Below are 13,656 nucleotides of genomic sequence, written 5' to 3' on the forward strand. Positions count from 1 at the left end.
AATTTATGCCAAATGAGGTACAGTACTGGTTTGGCATGCGATTTCACAGCAGGGCCAGCAGGTAGGGGCTGCGGCAGATATGACGGGAGAGGGAAAGTGGAATGATTCGGCACAACTCATTAGAAAATAAGTCCATGTATAGGACTGTTTCTCCCTAATACTGGTTAACTTTGCAGTGCTCATGAAAAACAGAACGGATATTAATATAGCAGCTATAGCAAAAAGGACACTTCAGGTTGAAGCTGCGGCGATAGACCATCTTCAAAAGTTTATCAATGCTGACTTTGAGCAGTCGGTGGCACTTATAGCCGGTTGTAAGGGCCGGGTGGTCATCACTGGTATAGGCAAGAGCGCTATCATTGGCCAGAAAATTGTAGCTACACTTAATTCTACAGGTACACCCGCCCTATATATGCATGCAGCTGATGCGATTCATGGGGATCTGGGTATGATCCGGGATGAAGATGTTATCCTCTGTATTTCGAAAAGCGGTAATTCGCCGGAGATTAAGGTATTGGTACCATTGGTCAAAAGTTTTGGCAACAAGCTGATTGCCATGACTGGTAATGTTGAATCTTATCTTGCCCGGGAAGCGGATTTTTTATTAAATACGACTGTTGAACAGGAAGCCTGTCCAAATAACCTGGCGCCCACCACGAGCACCACTGCCCAATTGGCAATGGGGGATGCGCTGGCTGTGTGTTTAATAGAATGGCATGGTTTTACGGCTGCTGATTTTGCAAAATTCCATCCCGGAGGTACACTTGGTAAAAAATTGTATCTCAAGGTATTGGACCTATGCCGACAGCACGATGCACCAAAGGTTTACCTGGATAGTTCATTGAAGAATGTAATAGTGGCTATTAGTTCCGGCATGCTGGGGGTAACAGCCGTTTTAGATAGCGATGAGCAACTTAGCGGGATTATCACAGATGGTGATCTGCGCCGAATGCTGGAAAAGAGTATGTCAACTGACAATGTGACTGCCAGTGATATTATGTCTCGCCACCCCAAAACAATTCAATGTGAAGAATTGGCTGTAAATGCCCTGGAGTTGATGAGACAACATGATATTACCCAGTTGTTAGTGCTGGATGACAAGAAGTATATAGGTATTATTCATTTACATGATTTAATCCGGGAAGGAATTATTTGACACGATGACTTACGTGAACAGGCATTTTTATGTGGCCATTATGGCCGGAGGTATTGGTAGCCGGTTCTGGCCTTATAGCCGTACTGACTATCCCAAGCAATTCCTCGATATATTGAATACGGGGAAGAGCCTTCTGCAATGGACATATGAGCGATTCTCCCAGTTTATTCCACGGGAAAACATTTTTGTAGTTACGCACCAGCATTATATTGGCAAGGTGAAGGAACAACTGCCGGATGTGGTCTTTGACAATATTGTCAGTGAGCCATCCCGTAAGAACACTGCGCCCTGCATTGCATATATTTCGCACAAGATCTATGGACAGGACCCCAAGGCAAACATTATCTGTGCGCCGGCCGATCACCTCATCATGGATGCGACTGCATTTACCAGTACCTGCCTCAATGCGCTGATGTTCGTACAGAAACACAGTGCACTGGTAACCCTGGGTATTAAACCTACCCGTCCTGATACAGGATATGGGTATATCCAGTTTGAAACCCAGCAGGTAGCAGATAATGTATACCCTGTTAAGACTTTCACAGAGAAGCCTAATTCAGAACTGGCCAGGACCTTTATACAGAGTGGCGACTTCCTATGGAACGCCGGGATCTTCGTGTGGAACGTGAAAACTATTCTCGCCGCCCTGAAGACGTACCTGCCAGAGGTAGACGAGCTTTTTGAACAATACAGTGCTGCGTTGAACACACCCGGGGAGAGAAAGGCGATTGAAACCATCTATCCTCAGTGTACCAATATTTCTATTGACTATGGTATTATGGAAAAGGCGGACAACGTCTATGTGATTCCCGCCAATTTCGGCTGGAGTGACCTGGGTACCTGGGCTTCTGCCTACGAGAACCTGGAAAGGGACGATGCTGGCAATGCCATTCAAGGGAAAAACGTGATGATGATAGATGCGACAAACTGTATGGTAAGGGCGCCACACGAGAAGTTGCTGGTTGTACAGGGCCTCGATGAGTTCATTGTGGTAGATACCAACGATGTATTGCTGATCTGCCGTAAAGACAATGAGCAGGCGATTAAAGAGTATGTCGCGGAGGTAAAGCGCAACAAAGGAGAGAAGTACCTTTAAGATATGTCTAAATTACCCAATGTAGGAACGACGATCTTCACGGTCATGTCGGGCCTTGCTGTGCAGCATGCTGCCATCAACCTGTCGCAGGGTTTTCCTGATTTTGATTGTAACGATACCCTGAAGCACCTGGTAAACGAGGCTATGGAAGATGGTTTTAATCAATATGCTCCCATGCCGGGTATTATGCCCCTGCGCGAGGCAATTGCCGAAAAAATCCATCTACTCTACGGACAAACCGTGAACGCAGACACAGAAATCACTGTAACACCAGGAGGTACATATGCCATTTTCACTGCTATTGCCACTGTGATCAGCCCTGGCGATGAGGTGATCATTTTTGAACCCGCTTACGACAGCTACATTCCTAATGTATTAGTGAATGGTGGTATACCGGTGCGCATTCCGCTTTCATTTCCTGACTATCATATAGACTGGTCACTGGTAAGGAGCAAGATCACGACCCGTACTAAAATGATCATGCTGAATACGCCGCACAATCCTACAGGCAGTATTCTTACAGCGAATGACATTGCCGAATTGGAAAAACTGGTGGCGGAACATAATATCCTCATTCTTTCTGACGAAGTATATGAGCACCTCGTATACGATGGTAAGGAACACCTGAGCATATTGCGCTATCCAGCTTTACGCAAAAACAGCTTTGTTACTTTCTCGTTTGGGAAGGTATTTCATATTACAGGGTGGAAAATGGGCTACTGTGTGGCACCGGCTCACCTGATGGCTGAGTATAGAAAAGTGCATCAATACCTTTGTTTCTCTGTGAATACACCTATGCAATATGGGTTGGCTAAATTCCTGCAAACACCGGATCATTATCTGGGGTTGCCGGCATTTTTTCAGGAGAAGAGAGATCACTTCCTGTCACTTATGAAAGATACCCGGTTTACACCATTGCAATCTTCAGGGAGCTATTTCCAGCTAATGAAATATGATCGTATTTCTGATGAGGGGGATAAGGACTTTGCCATCCGGATCACTAAAGAGTTCGGGGTTGCGAGTATTCCGGTATCTGCCTTTTATGAAGAGGGGAAGGATGATCATGTAGTTCGGTTCTGTTTTGCGAAAAAGAACGAAACACTTGAGAAGGCGGTTGAGCGCCTGAGAAAGATTTAAGACTGGCCGCAGGCCATGAAAGATAAAAAAGCCGCCCTGTAATCAGAGCGGCTTCTCCTTTGTATATGACTACAAGCAGGGCTTGTCTTACACAGTCACAGGTTCCAGTTTCTCCTTTGCTACTTCCTCTCCAATAATCAGTGTATTTTCCAGGAAGGTCACTACGCCGGTTTCGACATCATACATGGCTCCGATAATACCTACTTCTCCATTGAGAATCATTTCGCGTAAGATATGACTTTGCTCCATAATAGCCTGTACAGAACGTTCTGTATGGATGTGCGTAACAGCATCCACGAAAGCAGGATTGGCGGAGGTTCTGTCTTCTGTAATTGTCTTTTCTGCATACACGGCGGGGGTGATTTTACCGAGCAGGGCAGTCAGGTTACCCATTTCTACTTTGTCGCAAGCACCTTTTATCGCGCCACATTTGCTGTGACCCAGTACTACGATGAACTTGGAGCCAGCTACTTTACAGGCATATTCCAGGCTACCCAGTACGTTTTCGGAGATCACAGCTCCGGCCAGACGGATACTGAAGATGTCTCCAAGGCCCTGATCAAAGATCAGTTCAGCAGAAGTGCGGGAGTCCATACAGCTTACAATGGCAGCCATCGGCCATTGACCATCGCGGGTTTCGTTAATCTGCTCCAGGTGGTCACGGTGCAGGCGGAGGTTTTCCACGAAGCGAGCGTTACCATTTTTCAGGAGTTCCAGTGTAGTTGCTGGTGTCAGTTTGTCTTGCAGAGATTTATTTAACGTTTTCATTCTTTTCACTTGTTTTTATTGGTTTTTAAATGGTGGGTTGACAATAGGTTTAGTTCAATTGCAATTCTTTCAGTAATTGCTCATGATTACCTGTGGATATTGTATGTACGTGTCCGGAGGTCATATTGGCTTGGTAATCTGCCGGAATATTTTCAGAATTCTGAATTTTATATTCATTTTTAAACCCCGTGAGCACCACGTTAATATTCTTTTGAGCTGCTTTTACATCTTTAAACTCCCTGATTGATTCCAGCACGTCGAAATCTATATAGGTAGTGTTGCTGGCATCTATTACTACGGTGGTATTTTCAGGCATGTGATCCAGGGTGAGCAGGATGCTGGCTTTGTTCAGGAAAGATACTTCCTGTGCCAGTTCCAGCCTGATACTGTCGCCATTCTGGTATTTTTCTTTGCGGAAATAGTAAGAACTGCGCATGTTACCTCTCAGAATGGCAATTATGCTAACTGCCATACCAAGTGTAATACCAATCAGCAGATCGGTAAATACGATGGCAGCTACCGTCACTACGAAGGGCACCCACTGGTACTTCCCATTTTTGAACATCTCTTTAAAGATTGATATTTTACAGAGCTTATACCCGGTCACCAGTAATACAGCGGCCAGGGTAGCCAGCGGAATCTTGTTCAGGATGGTCGGAATCAGGGCCGTACATACCAGCAATAGCAGGCCATGTGTAATGGTAGCAAGTTTGGTACGACCTCCGGCATTGATATTAGCCGAAGAGCGTACGATAACGGAGGTAATAGGCAAACCGCCGATCATTCCGCTTATAATATTACCAATACCCTGTGCCTGCAGTTCACGATTTGGAGGGGTATGTCTTTTGAGCGGGTCCAGTTTATCTGTTGCTTCAACGTTCAGCAGGGTTTCTACTGAGGCAACGATAGCCAGGGTAGCGCCTACGATCCATACTTCCTTGTTCGTGATAGCACTGAAATCGGGTGTAGTGAATTGTCCCACAAAGTCGCCAAAGCTCTGTGGTACAGGCAGACTCACCAGGTGTGAGGATGCTATGGCCAGTTTACTATCCATAGCAATAAAGATACCATTCAGCACCACGGCAGTAACCACCGCCACCAGTGGTGCCGGGATCACCCCTACTTTAGGAATCTTGTTCCAGTAGAGGATGATCAGCACCGAAATAATACAAATCAAAGTCGCACCCAGGTGAATGTGGTTGATAGTGGACAGCAAAGCAGAAATGCTATTATGACCGTCTACCTGGATAAAGGTAAAATCTCCTTCAGAATCGGCATCATAGCCAAAGGCATGTGGTAGTTGTTTCATTATAATAATGATACCGATGGCAGTAAGCATCCCTTTGATTACATTGGAAGGGATGTAGTTAGCGACGGTACCGGCCTTGAGAAGCCCGAGGCCTAACTGGATGACGCCACCGATCACAACGGCCATGAGGAATATGTCGAATACGCCAAACTTAGTGATGGCGGAGAGTACAACAGCGGTAAGACCGGCAGCGGGACCGCTTACGCTCAGTTGTGCGCCACTCAGGGAGCCGATCACCAGGCCGCCGATAATGCCGGCAATCATACCGGAGAACAAAGGAGCTCCGGATGCCAGGGCAATACCAAGACATAAAGGCACCGCAATCAGGAATACAACAAGACCCGACGAGAGGTCACCTTTGGCGTTCGAGAATATATTTTGCCTGCTCATAGTCAATAGAATTTAATTACGCTTGCGCGTGTTTGCTCATGGAGACAACAGTGCCTGTGCGCTAAGTAGTGTAGCGTGGACATAGTATTCCCAATGAAATTTGTGTTTGAGTAGTAATAAATGTGTAAAAGCAGCATCAATAGGCTATTATGCCAGATGCGATAGAATTAAAGAAAATGAGCAGTTAGCAATTTGGAGGAGGACAATGTATTTCCCTGGCGGGACCTTGGGAGATAGTTTCCATTACTGTATAATGGATCTTGCTAAGAAAAAGGGAAGGTTCATGGAAAGCATGATCATGATGCTTCAGCCATTTTAAGTCTTTGGCCACTTTGACTACATCATCGCCTGAGCATCCATCTGAGGGATGCTCCTCCACAATCTGATTATTAAACAGTAGCCTTCCCATCTCCTTTATTGGAAGGAGCTGGATACACATCAGTGTAAGAAGGAATATGCCGATAACCCTTTTCATGTGTCTTTACAAAATTAATAAAAGCTGAGACGTATCGTGAATATACGATTTAAAAATATGTTAAAGGATGTTTTTTTACCACTCATCATAAATTTTATTTTACCAGAAAACATTAAATAATTGGTTATTAATTATTTATGCTTTGGCAAGTAATAAACAAAGCAAATTATTTTGCTTAAAAAGGTATTGTGTATTGCATAGTAGTATAAATCCCCTTATCTTTGTATCGTAGATATCAAAAACCAATCATTATGCAAATAGTAAGACAATTAATAAAGCTCACTTGCCATGAACATAGATAACACACAATCACAGATGCGAAAAGGCGTGCTGGAATTCTGCATCCTCAGCATCATCAAGCAAGGAGAAGCTTACCCTTCAGACATTATCGAGAAAATGAAAGAAGCAAAGCTGGATATCCTGGAGGGCACTCTTTATCCTTTATTAACACGGTTGAAGAACGCCGAACTGCTGAGTTACAGATGGGAAGAAAGTAATTCCGGGCCGCCAAGAAAATATTTTTCCATGACCGACAAAGGGGAGCAATTCTACCTGGAACTGGAAAAGACCTGGAATGAACTGGCCAATGCGGTACATCAGCTCACAAGTAAATAACAATCCATCCAAACTAAAATCTAATAAATAGCAAACAGTAATGAAAAAGATTATTAACATAAACCTGGCCAGCCGCCTTATTCCCATTGAGGATAGCGCATATGAGATACTGCGGCAGTATCTGGACAGTTTGAAAAAATACTTTGCAAGGGAGGAAGGTGCGGATGAAATTGTGAGTGATATTGAAGGTCGTATTGCAGAGATCTTTCAGGATAAAATAAAGAAGGGTGCTCATTGCATCACTGATGAAGATGTAGTTGCAGTAAAAGCGATCATGGGTACACCAGATCAGTTTGAGGAAAGCGACGAGACCAATACCAAACAGCAGTCCGCTCCTTTGAATGATCCTATCCTGGATAGTTTCCGTACTAAAAAACGCTTATATCGTGACCCGGATGCAAAGGTACTGGGCGGGGTGTGTGGCGGTCTGGGCGCTTACCTGAACGTAGACCCGGTGATCTTCCGTGTCATCTTTGCCCTGCTGGCGATTGGTGGTTTCGGTTCCGGTATACTGGTATACTTCATTCTCTGGATTGTAACACCTGAAGCTAATTCTGCTGCCGAAAAGCTGCAGATGAGGGGAGAGCGGGTAGATGTAAATAATATCAAGGCCGCTGTACAGGATGAAATTAACGCTACCAAGGCCCATTTCAAGAATATCGGAAACGAAATGCGAAATTTTTCTCAGGGCCGGGGAAGACAAGTTGGAAATGATATAGAACGTTTTGGCCGGAACTTCTTTGATGTACTGGGCCGTGTTCTGATCGTACTGACTAAAGGGTTCTTTTACTTCCTGGCTGTTGTCATTCTCCTCGTCCTGCTGGTAGTGGGTGTAATGATCACAGTTGCTTCTCCGGTCCTGCTGCCATTCAAAGACCTCTTGTTGTCAGGCACTTTGCAAAATCTCCTCTTCTGGCCATCCGTATTCCTGTTGATCGGGATACCGATCGTAGGGATTATCATCTTCATCATCCGCAAGCTCACGGGTGTAAAACAGACCAATCGCTATGTGGGGTACACCCTCAGCTTCCTTTGGTTCACAGGCCTGGTGTTTGCCATACTGGTAGGTATTTCGGTAGCAAAAGATTTCAGATTGCGTAATACTGTAAAAGAAAATTTTGATATCGTGCAACCTTCTAAGGGTAAACTCGTCTTTAAAGAGGCGGAGAACCTGGTTCAGGTAGAAGAAAGTTTCTTTGATGATGATCTGAAGCTGGCTGACGATACTGTAATTATCAATAATTATCGTGTTAGTGTTGAGAAGAGTAACAATGACAGTTTCTATCTGGAAGTGCAGCGTAGCGCCAGAGGACGCAGCATCTCCCAGGCCAGAATGTTGGCGAGAGAGATCTCTTATCCCATCAATCAGCAGGATACAGTGATTTACCTGCCCGCAGGTATCTCAATCCCAAGAAACAGCAAGTTTCGTGATCAGCGGGTACGCCTCATCATCAGGGTGCCGGTAAACAAACAGGTGGAGATGGACAGAAAAGTTCGTAACCACTACCGCAACTGGAACTTTGACTGGGATAACGACTTTGACAATCACCGTTGGGATGACGATGACAGCGATGACGGCGATCACAGCGAAGTAATTAAAATGACCACAGATGGTGTGGATCATAAAAACAACGACCGCGAATCTGATAAAGATTCTTCTGACGATAATTATCGCTACAAAGGGAAACAGGAGCGCAACACGACCCCGGTAGAAGATTCTACCAAGGCAGCGTCCGCTACTGGTAAGGGCAAGGTAGCCTTTGAAGGCGGAGATGCCATCAGCTATAGCCTTTATAAACTTTTGAGCTAAGCTTTTCATCACAATAAGTTCAATAGTTAAAGAAATGAAAACTACCACGGTCTTCACCGTGGTTTTTTTATTTAAACATCTTTTTCCCGAATTGATCTATCAGCTGACGTTTAAATGCCTAGTTTTGTTTTTTTAACCGGAGAGAATAAGGAATGCAGGCTAATAAAAATGGAAAGATCAGTATTGCGCTGGTAGGGAATCCGAACAGTGGCAAGAGCTCGTTATTTAATGCTTTGACAGGACTGAACCAAAAGGTGGGTAATTTCCCGGGGGTAACTGTTGACAAGAAGACTGGTGCGGCCAATATTACTGCCTCACTGCAAGCCAACATCATTGACCTGCCCGGTACCTATAGCCTTTATCCTAAGAGTGCCGATGAAATGGTAACGTACGATGTACTGGTAAATCCTCAGGGTGATGAGCAGCCAGACATGATCCTCATTATTGCCGATGCTTCCAATCTGAAACGTAACCTCCTCTTTTGTTCCCAGATCATAGATCTGAAGATCCCTGTTATTATTGGCCTGACCATGATGGACATTGCCCGTAAAAAAGGGGTAGAAATCGATGAAGCAGGCCTGGAGAGGGAACTGGGGGTGCCTGTAGTAGCCATCAACCCGCGCAAGAATAAAGGGATCCCGGAATTAAAAAAGATCATAGAACTTCTAACCCGGGAAAAGCAGGCTGCACCTCCCCGGGATTTTATAGATAGCCGGGCACTGGCTCCGGAGCTAATCACCGATATCAAGAAGGTAGTACCTGTAAAAAGTGACTACGCTGCTTTACACATAGCGGTGAATTACAATGAACTACACTTCCTGGATGCTGCGCAAAAACAGACTATCAGCAGGGCTATTGAAACCCACCAGTTCAACAAAACCAAAATACAGGCGGATGAAATTATGCAACGCTATGCGCGTATCAAGCATATCATGCGCAATTCAGTAGTAGAAGCAGATCCTTTACAGAAACAGTTACAGACGGAGAAGATCGATGATCTGCTCCTGCATCGTTTCTGGGGATATGTGATCCTGCTGGGAATTATGGCTGTGATGTTCCAGAGTATTTTCTGGCTGGCGTCTTTTCCAATGGACTGGATCGAAGGAGGATTTGGTGCGCTGAGTGGCTGGCTATCCGACGTATTGCCACAGAACCAGATTTCCGACATCTTCATAAATGGTATTATTGCAGGTTTGGGTGGCATCGCAGTGTTTGTACCTCAGATCATGATCCTCTTCGGGTTCATTACCATCCTGGAAGATACCGGATATATGGCCAGAATCAGCTTCCTCACAGATCGGCTGATGCGCCAGGTGGGATTGAATGGTAAGTCAGTGATGCCGTTGATCAGTGGTGTGGCCTGTGCCGTGCCTGCTATCATGGCCACCCGTAATATTGAGAACAGGAAGGAGCGGTTGATCACGATCCTGATCACTCCTCTTATGAGCTGTTCTGCCCGCCTTCCTATTTATACAGTAATGATTGCCCTTGTAATACCCAACAAACCAGTATTAGGTTTCCTCAACCTGCAGGGATTGGTGATGATGGGTTTGTACCTGCTCGGATTTGTAATGGCATTGGTCATTGCTGCTATCCTGAAATTGTTTGTCAAGATTAAGGAGAAAAGCTATTTTATCATGGAACTGCCGGTATATCGTGCTCCACGGTGGATGAATGTAGGTACTACCATGTTGCAGAAAGCGAAGATATTCATTACAGATGCAGGGAAGGTGATCATGGTAATTTCTATTATCCTCTGGTTCCTGGCATCGTATGGACCTTCGAAAAAGATGGAGGCTGTCTCTACCAAATATGAACAACTAAAAGCAGCCCAACCAGATAAGACTGAACAGCTGGATAGGGAAGAGGCAATGGAAAAACTAGCCAACTCGTATGCCGGAGGGCTGGGGCACGCTATCGAGCCGGCTATCCGTCCTTTAGGTTTCGATTGGAAAATTGGGATTGCATTGATCACTTCATTTGCGGCCCGCGAGGTGTTCGTAGGTACCATGGCTACTTTATACAGCGTAGGTGAATCAGAAGAAGATAATGACGCTACTTTACGGGAAAAGATGCATAGTGCCACCTGGAGAGATGGCCGGCCCGTGTATACACTTGCCTCCGGGATTTCGCTGATGTTGTTCTATGCGTTTGCAATGCAGTGTATGAGTACACTGGCCATTGTAAAGAGGGAGACGAAATCCTGGAAGTTGCCCGCCATTCAATTTGTGTACATGACAACACTGGCTTATCTGAGTAGTCTGCTGGTTTTCCAGCTGTTGAGCTGATACTTTTTTTCGGCAGGATGATAGTGCGCAGTGAAATGTTTTATATTGCGAGCGATCATCCAGCTGATTATGAAAACAACCATTCTCTGTTGCCTGTTATTGACAGGCTTGTTTGCTAAAGCGCAGACCAATATTGATTCAGTTCAACTCATTAAAGATATCCGCACGTTATCTGACGATAAATTTGAAGGCCGCCGTACAGGTACAAAAGGCAGCAGAATGGCCCAGTTTTATCTTTTAGATCGTTTCAAACAATCTGGTTTACAACCCTTTAATCATACTTACGAATATCCCTTTTATTACCAGGAAGGAGATAAACAGGTCATGGGCACTAATCTGTATGGCTACATCAAGGGTAAATCGGCGTCTGTTATAGTGATCTCAGCTCACTATGATCATCTGGGCATTAAGAAAGACCAGGCAGGAAAAGATAGTATTTACAACGGAGCCGATGACAATGCCTCTGGCGTGGGTAGCTTATTGGCCTTACTGGGATATTTCAGGAAACATACTCCTGAGCATACCCTGATCTTTGCTGCTTTTGATGGTGAGGAGGAAGGGTTGAAAGGAGCGGCTGCTTTTGTGAAACAAGCTCCTGTACCCATAAGCAGCTTTTTGCTGAATGTGAACCTGGATATGGTGAGTCGTAACGATAAGAATGAATTGTATGTATGTGGATTAACCCCATATCCCGCACTGAAAAAATTTGTGGACGCAGCTGCTGCAAAACCTGGTACAGTAAAACTCATCGCGGGTCACGATCATAAAGAAGATGCCGGTAACAATTGGATTAGCCAGAGTGATCAGTATGAATTTCACAAACTGAAGATCCCGTTCTTATACTTTGGAGTAGAAGACCATCCGGACTACCATAAGCTTTCCGATGAGTTTGAACATATTCAACCGTCTTTTTATTATCAGGCTACCAATCACATACTGAATGTAGTATTAGCCGCTGACAAAGGATTATAAAGCTTTCAGCGAATCGGCAATGGTTTGCTGCCACCTGTATTGGGCTGCGTGGTTAGTGCCATGGCCAGTTTCACTGTCATAGGCTGCCTGAAGGCGGTTCATTTCCCTGAATGATTCGATGTATTCATATTGGATCATGCTGTCGTAATCATCGGCTGTTAGTTCCATTTGCGTCACCTTTTTTCTGAATCGCAGGGCCACCAGCCAGGTGATATCAAAATGAAGTTGTTCGTGTGCCAGGCTGTAATCGTCTCTTACTGCCGGGGTAACCCAGGAAGCGCTTTTGATATGAAAGGTCTGTAGGGTGAGGTTGATGTAAAGGGTATCTTTTTTTCTGATACTCCCCCCTTCGTAGGAAAAGCTGCTGTAAGACACGGCGCCGCTTTTCGGATGGGTTGGGGGAGCAGCTTGAAAATCAGACCATTGTAGTTTCCTGTCAGGTTTATAAAAGAGGGTATCAGATTGGGGATTTTCGATCCGGGTGTCGGGCACAAACACAACTTTGATGACTGGTGGGGCACTCATCAGTGATCCAAAAAGGTAACAGGTCCATATCATAATACTGCACACACATTAAAGGTACATTTTTCGTAACTTACAGGTTACCAAAACAATCACGTTATGTACGGTGGTGGATACATCTTTGACGAGCCGAAAAGGCAACCCCAGTCAATACAGGAACAGGAGGACCCCGAAAAACTGGCCGCTTTTGAAAAGCGCATTGCCAATGGGGAAAAAATCGAACCCGGCGACTGGATGCCGGCAGAATACCGCAGGCAGCTGATCCGGCTCATAGAACAGCATGCTCATTCAGAAATCATAGGCGCATTACCAGAAGGTACCTGGATCACCCGCGCTCCGGGGTTCAAGCGTAAACTGGCGTTGATTGCCAAAGTGCAGGATGAAATTGGCCATGGTCAGTTGCTTTACAATGCAGCAGAAACCCTGGGTAAATCCAGAGAAGCTATGATCAACGACCTGCTCAGTGGTAAATCTAAATACTCCAATGTATTTAATTACCCTGCAGAGACCTGGGCAGATGTGGCAGTAATTGGTTTCCTGATAGATGCTGCGGCTATCGTAAATCAGGTCGCGAATGCGAAAGGTTCCTACGGTCCCTATTGCCGTGCACTGGAACGCATTTGTTACGAAGAGAGTTTTCACCTGAAGCAGGGACATGATGCATTTATAGAACTTGCGACGGGCACACCTGCACAAAAAGCGATGTTGCAGGATGCACTGAATCGCTGGTGGCAGCCTATCATGCACTTCTTTGGCCCTCCTGATAAAGCGTCTAATCACAGTGAAAAGCTCATGCAGTGGAAAGTGAAGATGGCCAGTAATGATGACATGCGCAACCAATTTCTTGACTCATATGTTCCTAAGATCTGGGAATTGGGATTAACACTGCCGGATCCATTATTAAAGAAGAATACAGCAACTGGTAAATGGGAATATTCTGATCCTGACTGGGACCTGTTTTTCGAGGTGATCAAAGGCAATGGCCCCTGCAACAAAGAAAGACTGGATGTAAGAAAATGGGCAGAAGAGAATGGTCGCTGGATTAGAAAAGCCCTGATGCGCCCGGAAGAAATGAAACGACAAACAGCCCCCGTAGCTTAACAAGTATTTTCCCGATT

The 13,656-nt window shown here is 45.2% G+C and carries 11 protein-coding genes; 8 read left to right on the plus strand and 3 right to left on the minus strand.

Translation table 11 applies throughout. The features are described from left to right. The first annotated feature begins 181 nt into the window (after nucleotides 1-181). From ABDW33_RS18075 to ABDW33_RS18085, 3 genes are read left to right on the plus strand one after another with little or no spacing between them, the layout of a single operon-like run. Nucleotides 182-1,156, plus strand: a complete 975-nt coding sequence (locus tag ABDW33_RS18075; protein WP_343691488.1) for a KpsF/GutQ family sugar-phosphate isomerase — start codon at nucleotides 182-184, stop codon at nucleotides 1,154-1,156. A 4-nt stretch (nucleotides 1,157-1,160) separates the two neighbouring features. Then, complete coding sequence (locus ABDW33_RS18080; protein ID WP_343691489.1) at nucleotides 1,161-2,252, plus strand: mannose-1-phosphate guanylyltransferase; 1,092 nt, start codon at nucleotides 1,161-1,163, stop codon at nucleotides 2,250-2,252. Between the two features lie 3 nt (nucleotides 2,253-2,255). Then, on the plus strand, nucleotides 2,256-3,389 hold the full coding sequence (locus tag ABDW33_RS18085; protein WP_343691490.1) for a methionine aminotransferase: 1,134 nt from the start codon (nucleotides 2,256-2,258) through the stop codon (nucleotides 3,387-3,389). Between the two features lie 87 nt (nucleotides 3,390-3,476). On the opposite strand, the gene ABDW33_RS18090 is transcribed toward ABDW33_RS18085, so the two are convergent. Further along, nucleotides 3,477-4,157 (minus strand): carbonic anhydrase family protein, encoded by a 681-nt coding sequence (locus ABDW33_RS18090; RefSeq protein WP_343691491.1) that lies wholly within the window; start codon nucleotides 4,155-4,157, stop codon nucleotides 3,477-3,479. Between the two features lie 49 nt (nucleotides 4,158-4,206). Next, nucleotides 4,207-5,856: a SulP family inorganic anion transporter gene (locus ABDW33_RS18095; RefSeq protein ID WP_343691492.1), complete on the minus strand. Its 1,650-nt coding sequence runs from the start codon at nucleotides 5,854-5,856 to the stop codon at nucleotides 4,207-4,209. 763 nt (nucleotides 5,857-6,619) lie between these two features. On the opposite strand from ABDW33_RS18095, the gene ABDW33_RS18100 reads away from it, so the two are divergent. From ABDW33_RS18100 to ABDW33_RS18115, 4 genes are all read left to right on the plus strand, one after another. Then, a complete protein-coding gene (locus ABDW33_RS18100) occupies nucleotides 6,620-6,946 on the plus strand; it encodes a PadR family transcriptional regulator (protein ID WP_343691493.1) in 327 nt (108 codons plus the stop codon). A 40-nt stretch (nucleotides 6,947-6,986) separates the two neighbouring features. Further along, entirely contained in the window at nucleotides 6,987-8,756 is a 1,770-nt protein-coding gene (locus ABDW33_RS18105) for a PspC domain-containing protein (protein WP_343691494.1), read from the plus strand. A 152-nt stretch (nucleotides 8,757-8,908) separates the two neighbouring features. Then, nucleotides 8,909-11,044, plus strand: a complete 2,136-nt coding sequence (gene feoB, locus ABDW33_RS18110; RefSeq protein WP_343691495.1) for a ferrous iron transport protein B — start codon at nucleotides 8,909-8,911, stop codon at nucleotides 11,042-11,044. Between the two features lie 69 nt (nucleotides 11,045-11,113). Further along, nucleotides 11,114-12,016, plus strand: a complete 903-nt coding sequence (locus ABDW33_RS18115; protein WP_343691496.1) for a M28 family peptidase — start codon at nucleotides 11,114-11,116, stop codon at nucleotides 12,014-12,016. On the opposite strand, the gene ABDW33_RS18120 is transcribed toward ABDW33_RS18115, so the two are convergent. Further along, on the minus strand, nucleotides 12,011-12,574 hold the full coding sequence (locus ABDW33_RS18120; protein WP_343691497.1) for a hypothetical protein: 564 nt from the start codon (nucleotides 12,572-12,574) through the stop codon (nucleotides 12,011-12,013). The two genes, ABDW33_RS18115 and ABDW33_RS18120, sit on opposite strands and share 6 nt — an antisense overlap. A 63-nt stretch (nucleotides 12,575-12,637) precedes the next feature. Between ABDW33_RS18120 and paaA the strand changes: the two genes are divergently transcribed. Next, complete coding sequence (gene paaA / locus ABDW33_RS18125; protein WP_343691498.1) at nucleotides 12,638-13,639, plus strand: 1,2-phenylacetyl-CoA epoxidase subunit PaaA; 1,002 nt, start codon at nucleotides 12,638-12,640, stop codon at nucleotides 13,637-13,639. Nucleotides 13,640-13,656 lie beyond the last annotated feature (17 nt).

This window comes from Chitinophaga sp. (assembly GCF_039596155.1).
GTDB lineage: Bacteria > Bacteroidota > Bacteroidia > Chitinophagales > Chitinophagaceae > Chitinophaga.

Bases quoted from the DNA above. Each gene is read 5' to 3' on its own strand.
- ABDW33_RS18075 (WP_343691488.1), top strand. From the start codon at position 182: ATGAAAAACAGAACGGATATTAATATAGCAGCTATAGCAAAAAGGACA.
- ABDW33_RS18080 (WP_343691489.1), top strand. From the start codon at position 1,161: ATGACTTACGTGAACAGGCATTTTTATGTGGCCATTATGGCCGGAGGT.
- ABDW33_RS18085 (WP_343691490.1), top strand. From the start codon at position 2,256: ATGTCTAAATTACCCAATGTAGGAACGACGATCTTCACGGTCATGTCG.
- ABDW33_RS18090 (WP_343691491.1), bottom strand. From the start codon at position 4,157: ATGAAAACGTTAAATAAATCTCTGCAAGACAAACTGACACCAGCAACT.
- ABDW33_RS18095 (WP_343691492.1), bottom strand. From the start codon at position 5,856: ATGAGCAGGCAAAATATATTCTCGAACGCCAAAGGTGACCTCTCGTCG.
- ABDW33_RS18100 (WP_343691493.1), top strand. From the start codon at position 6,620: ATGAACATAGATAACACACAATCACAGATGCGAAAAGGCGTGCTGGAA.
- ABDW33_RS18105 (WP_343691494.1), top strand. From the start codon at position 6,987: ATGAAAAAGATTATTAACATAAACCTGGCCAGCCGCCTTATTCCCATT.
- feoB (WP_343691495.1), top strand. From the start codon at position 8,909: ATGCAGGCTAATAAAAATGGAAAGATCAGTATTGCGCTGGTAGGGAAT.
- ABDW33_RS18115 (WP_343691496.1), top strand. From the start codon at position 11,114: ATGAAAACAACCATTCTCTGTTGCCTGTTATTGACAGGCTTGTTTGCT.
- ABDW33_RS18120 (WP_343691497.1), bottom strand. From the start codon at position 12,574: ATGATATGGACCTGTTACCTTTTTGGATCACTGATGAGTGCCCCACCA.
- paaA (WP_343691498.1), top strand. From the start codon at position 12,638: ATGTACGGTGGTGGATACATCTTTGACGAGCCGAAAAGGCAACCCCAG.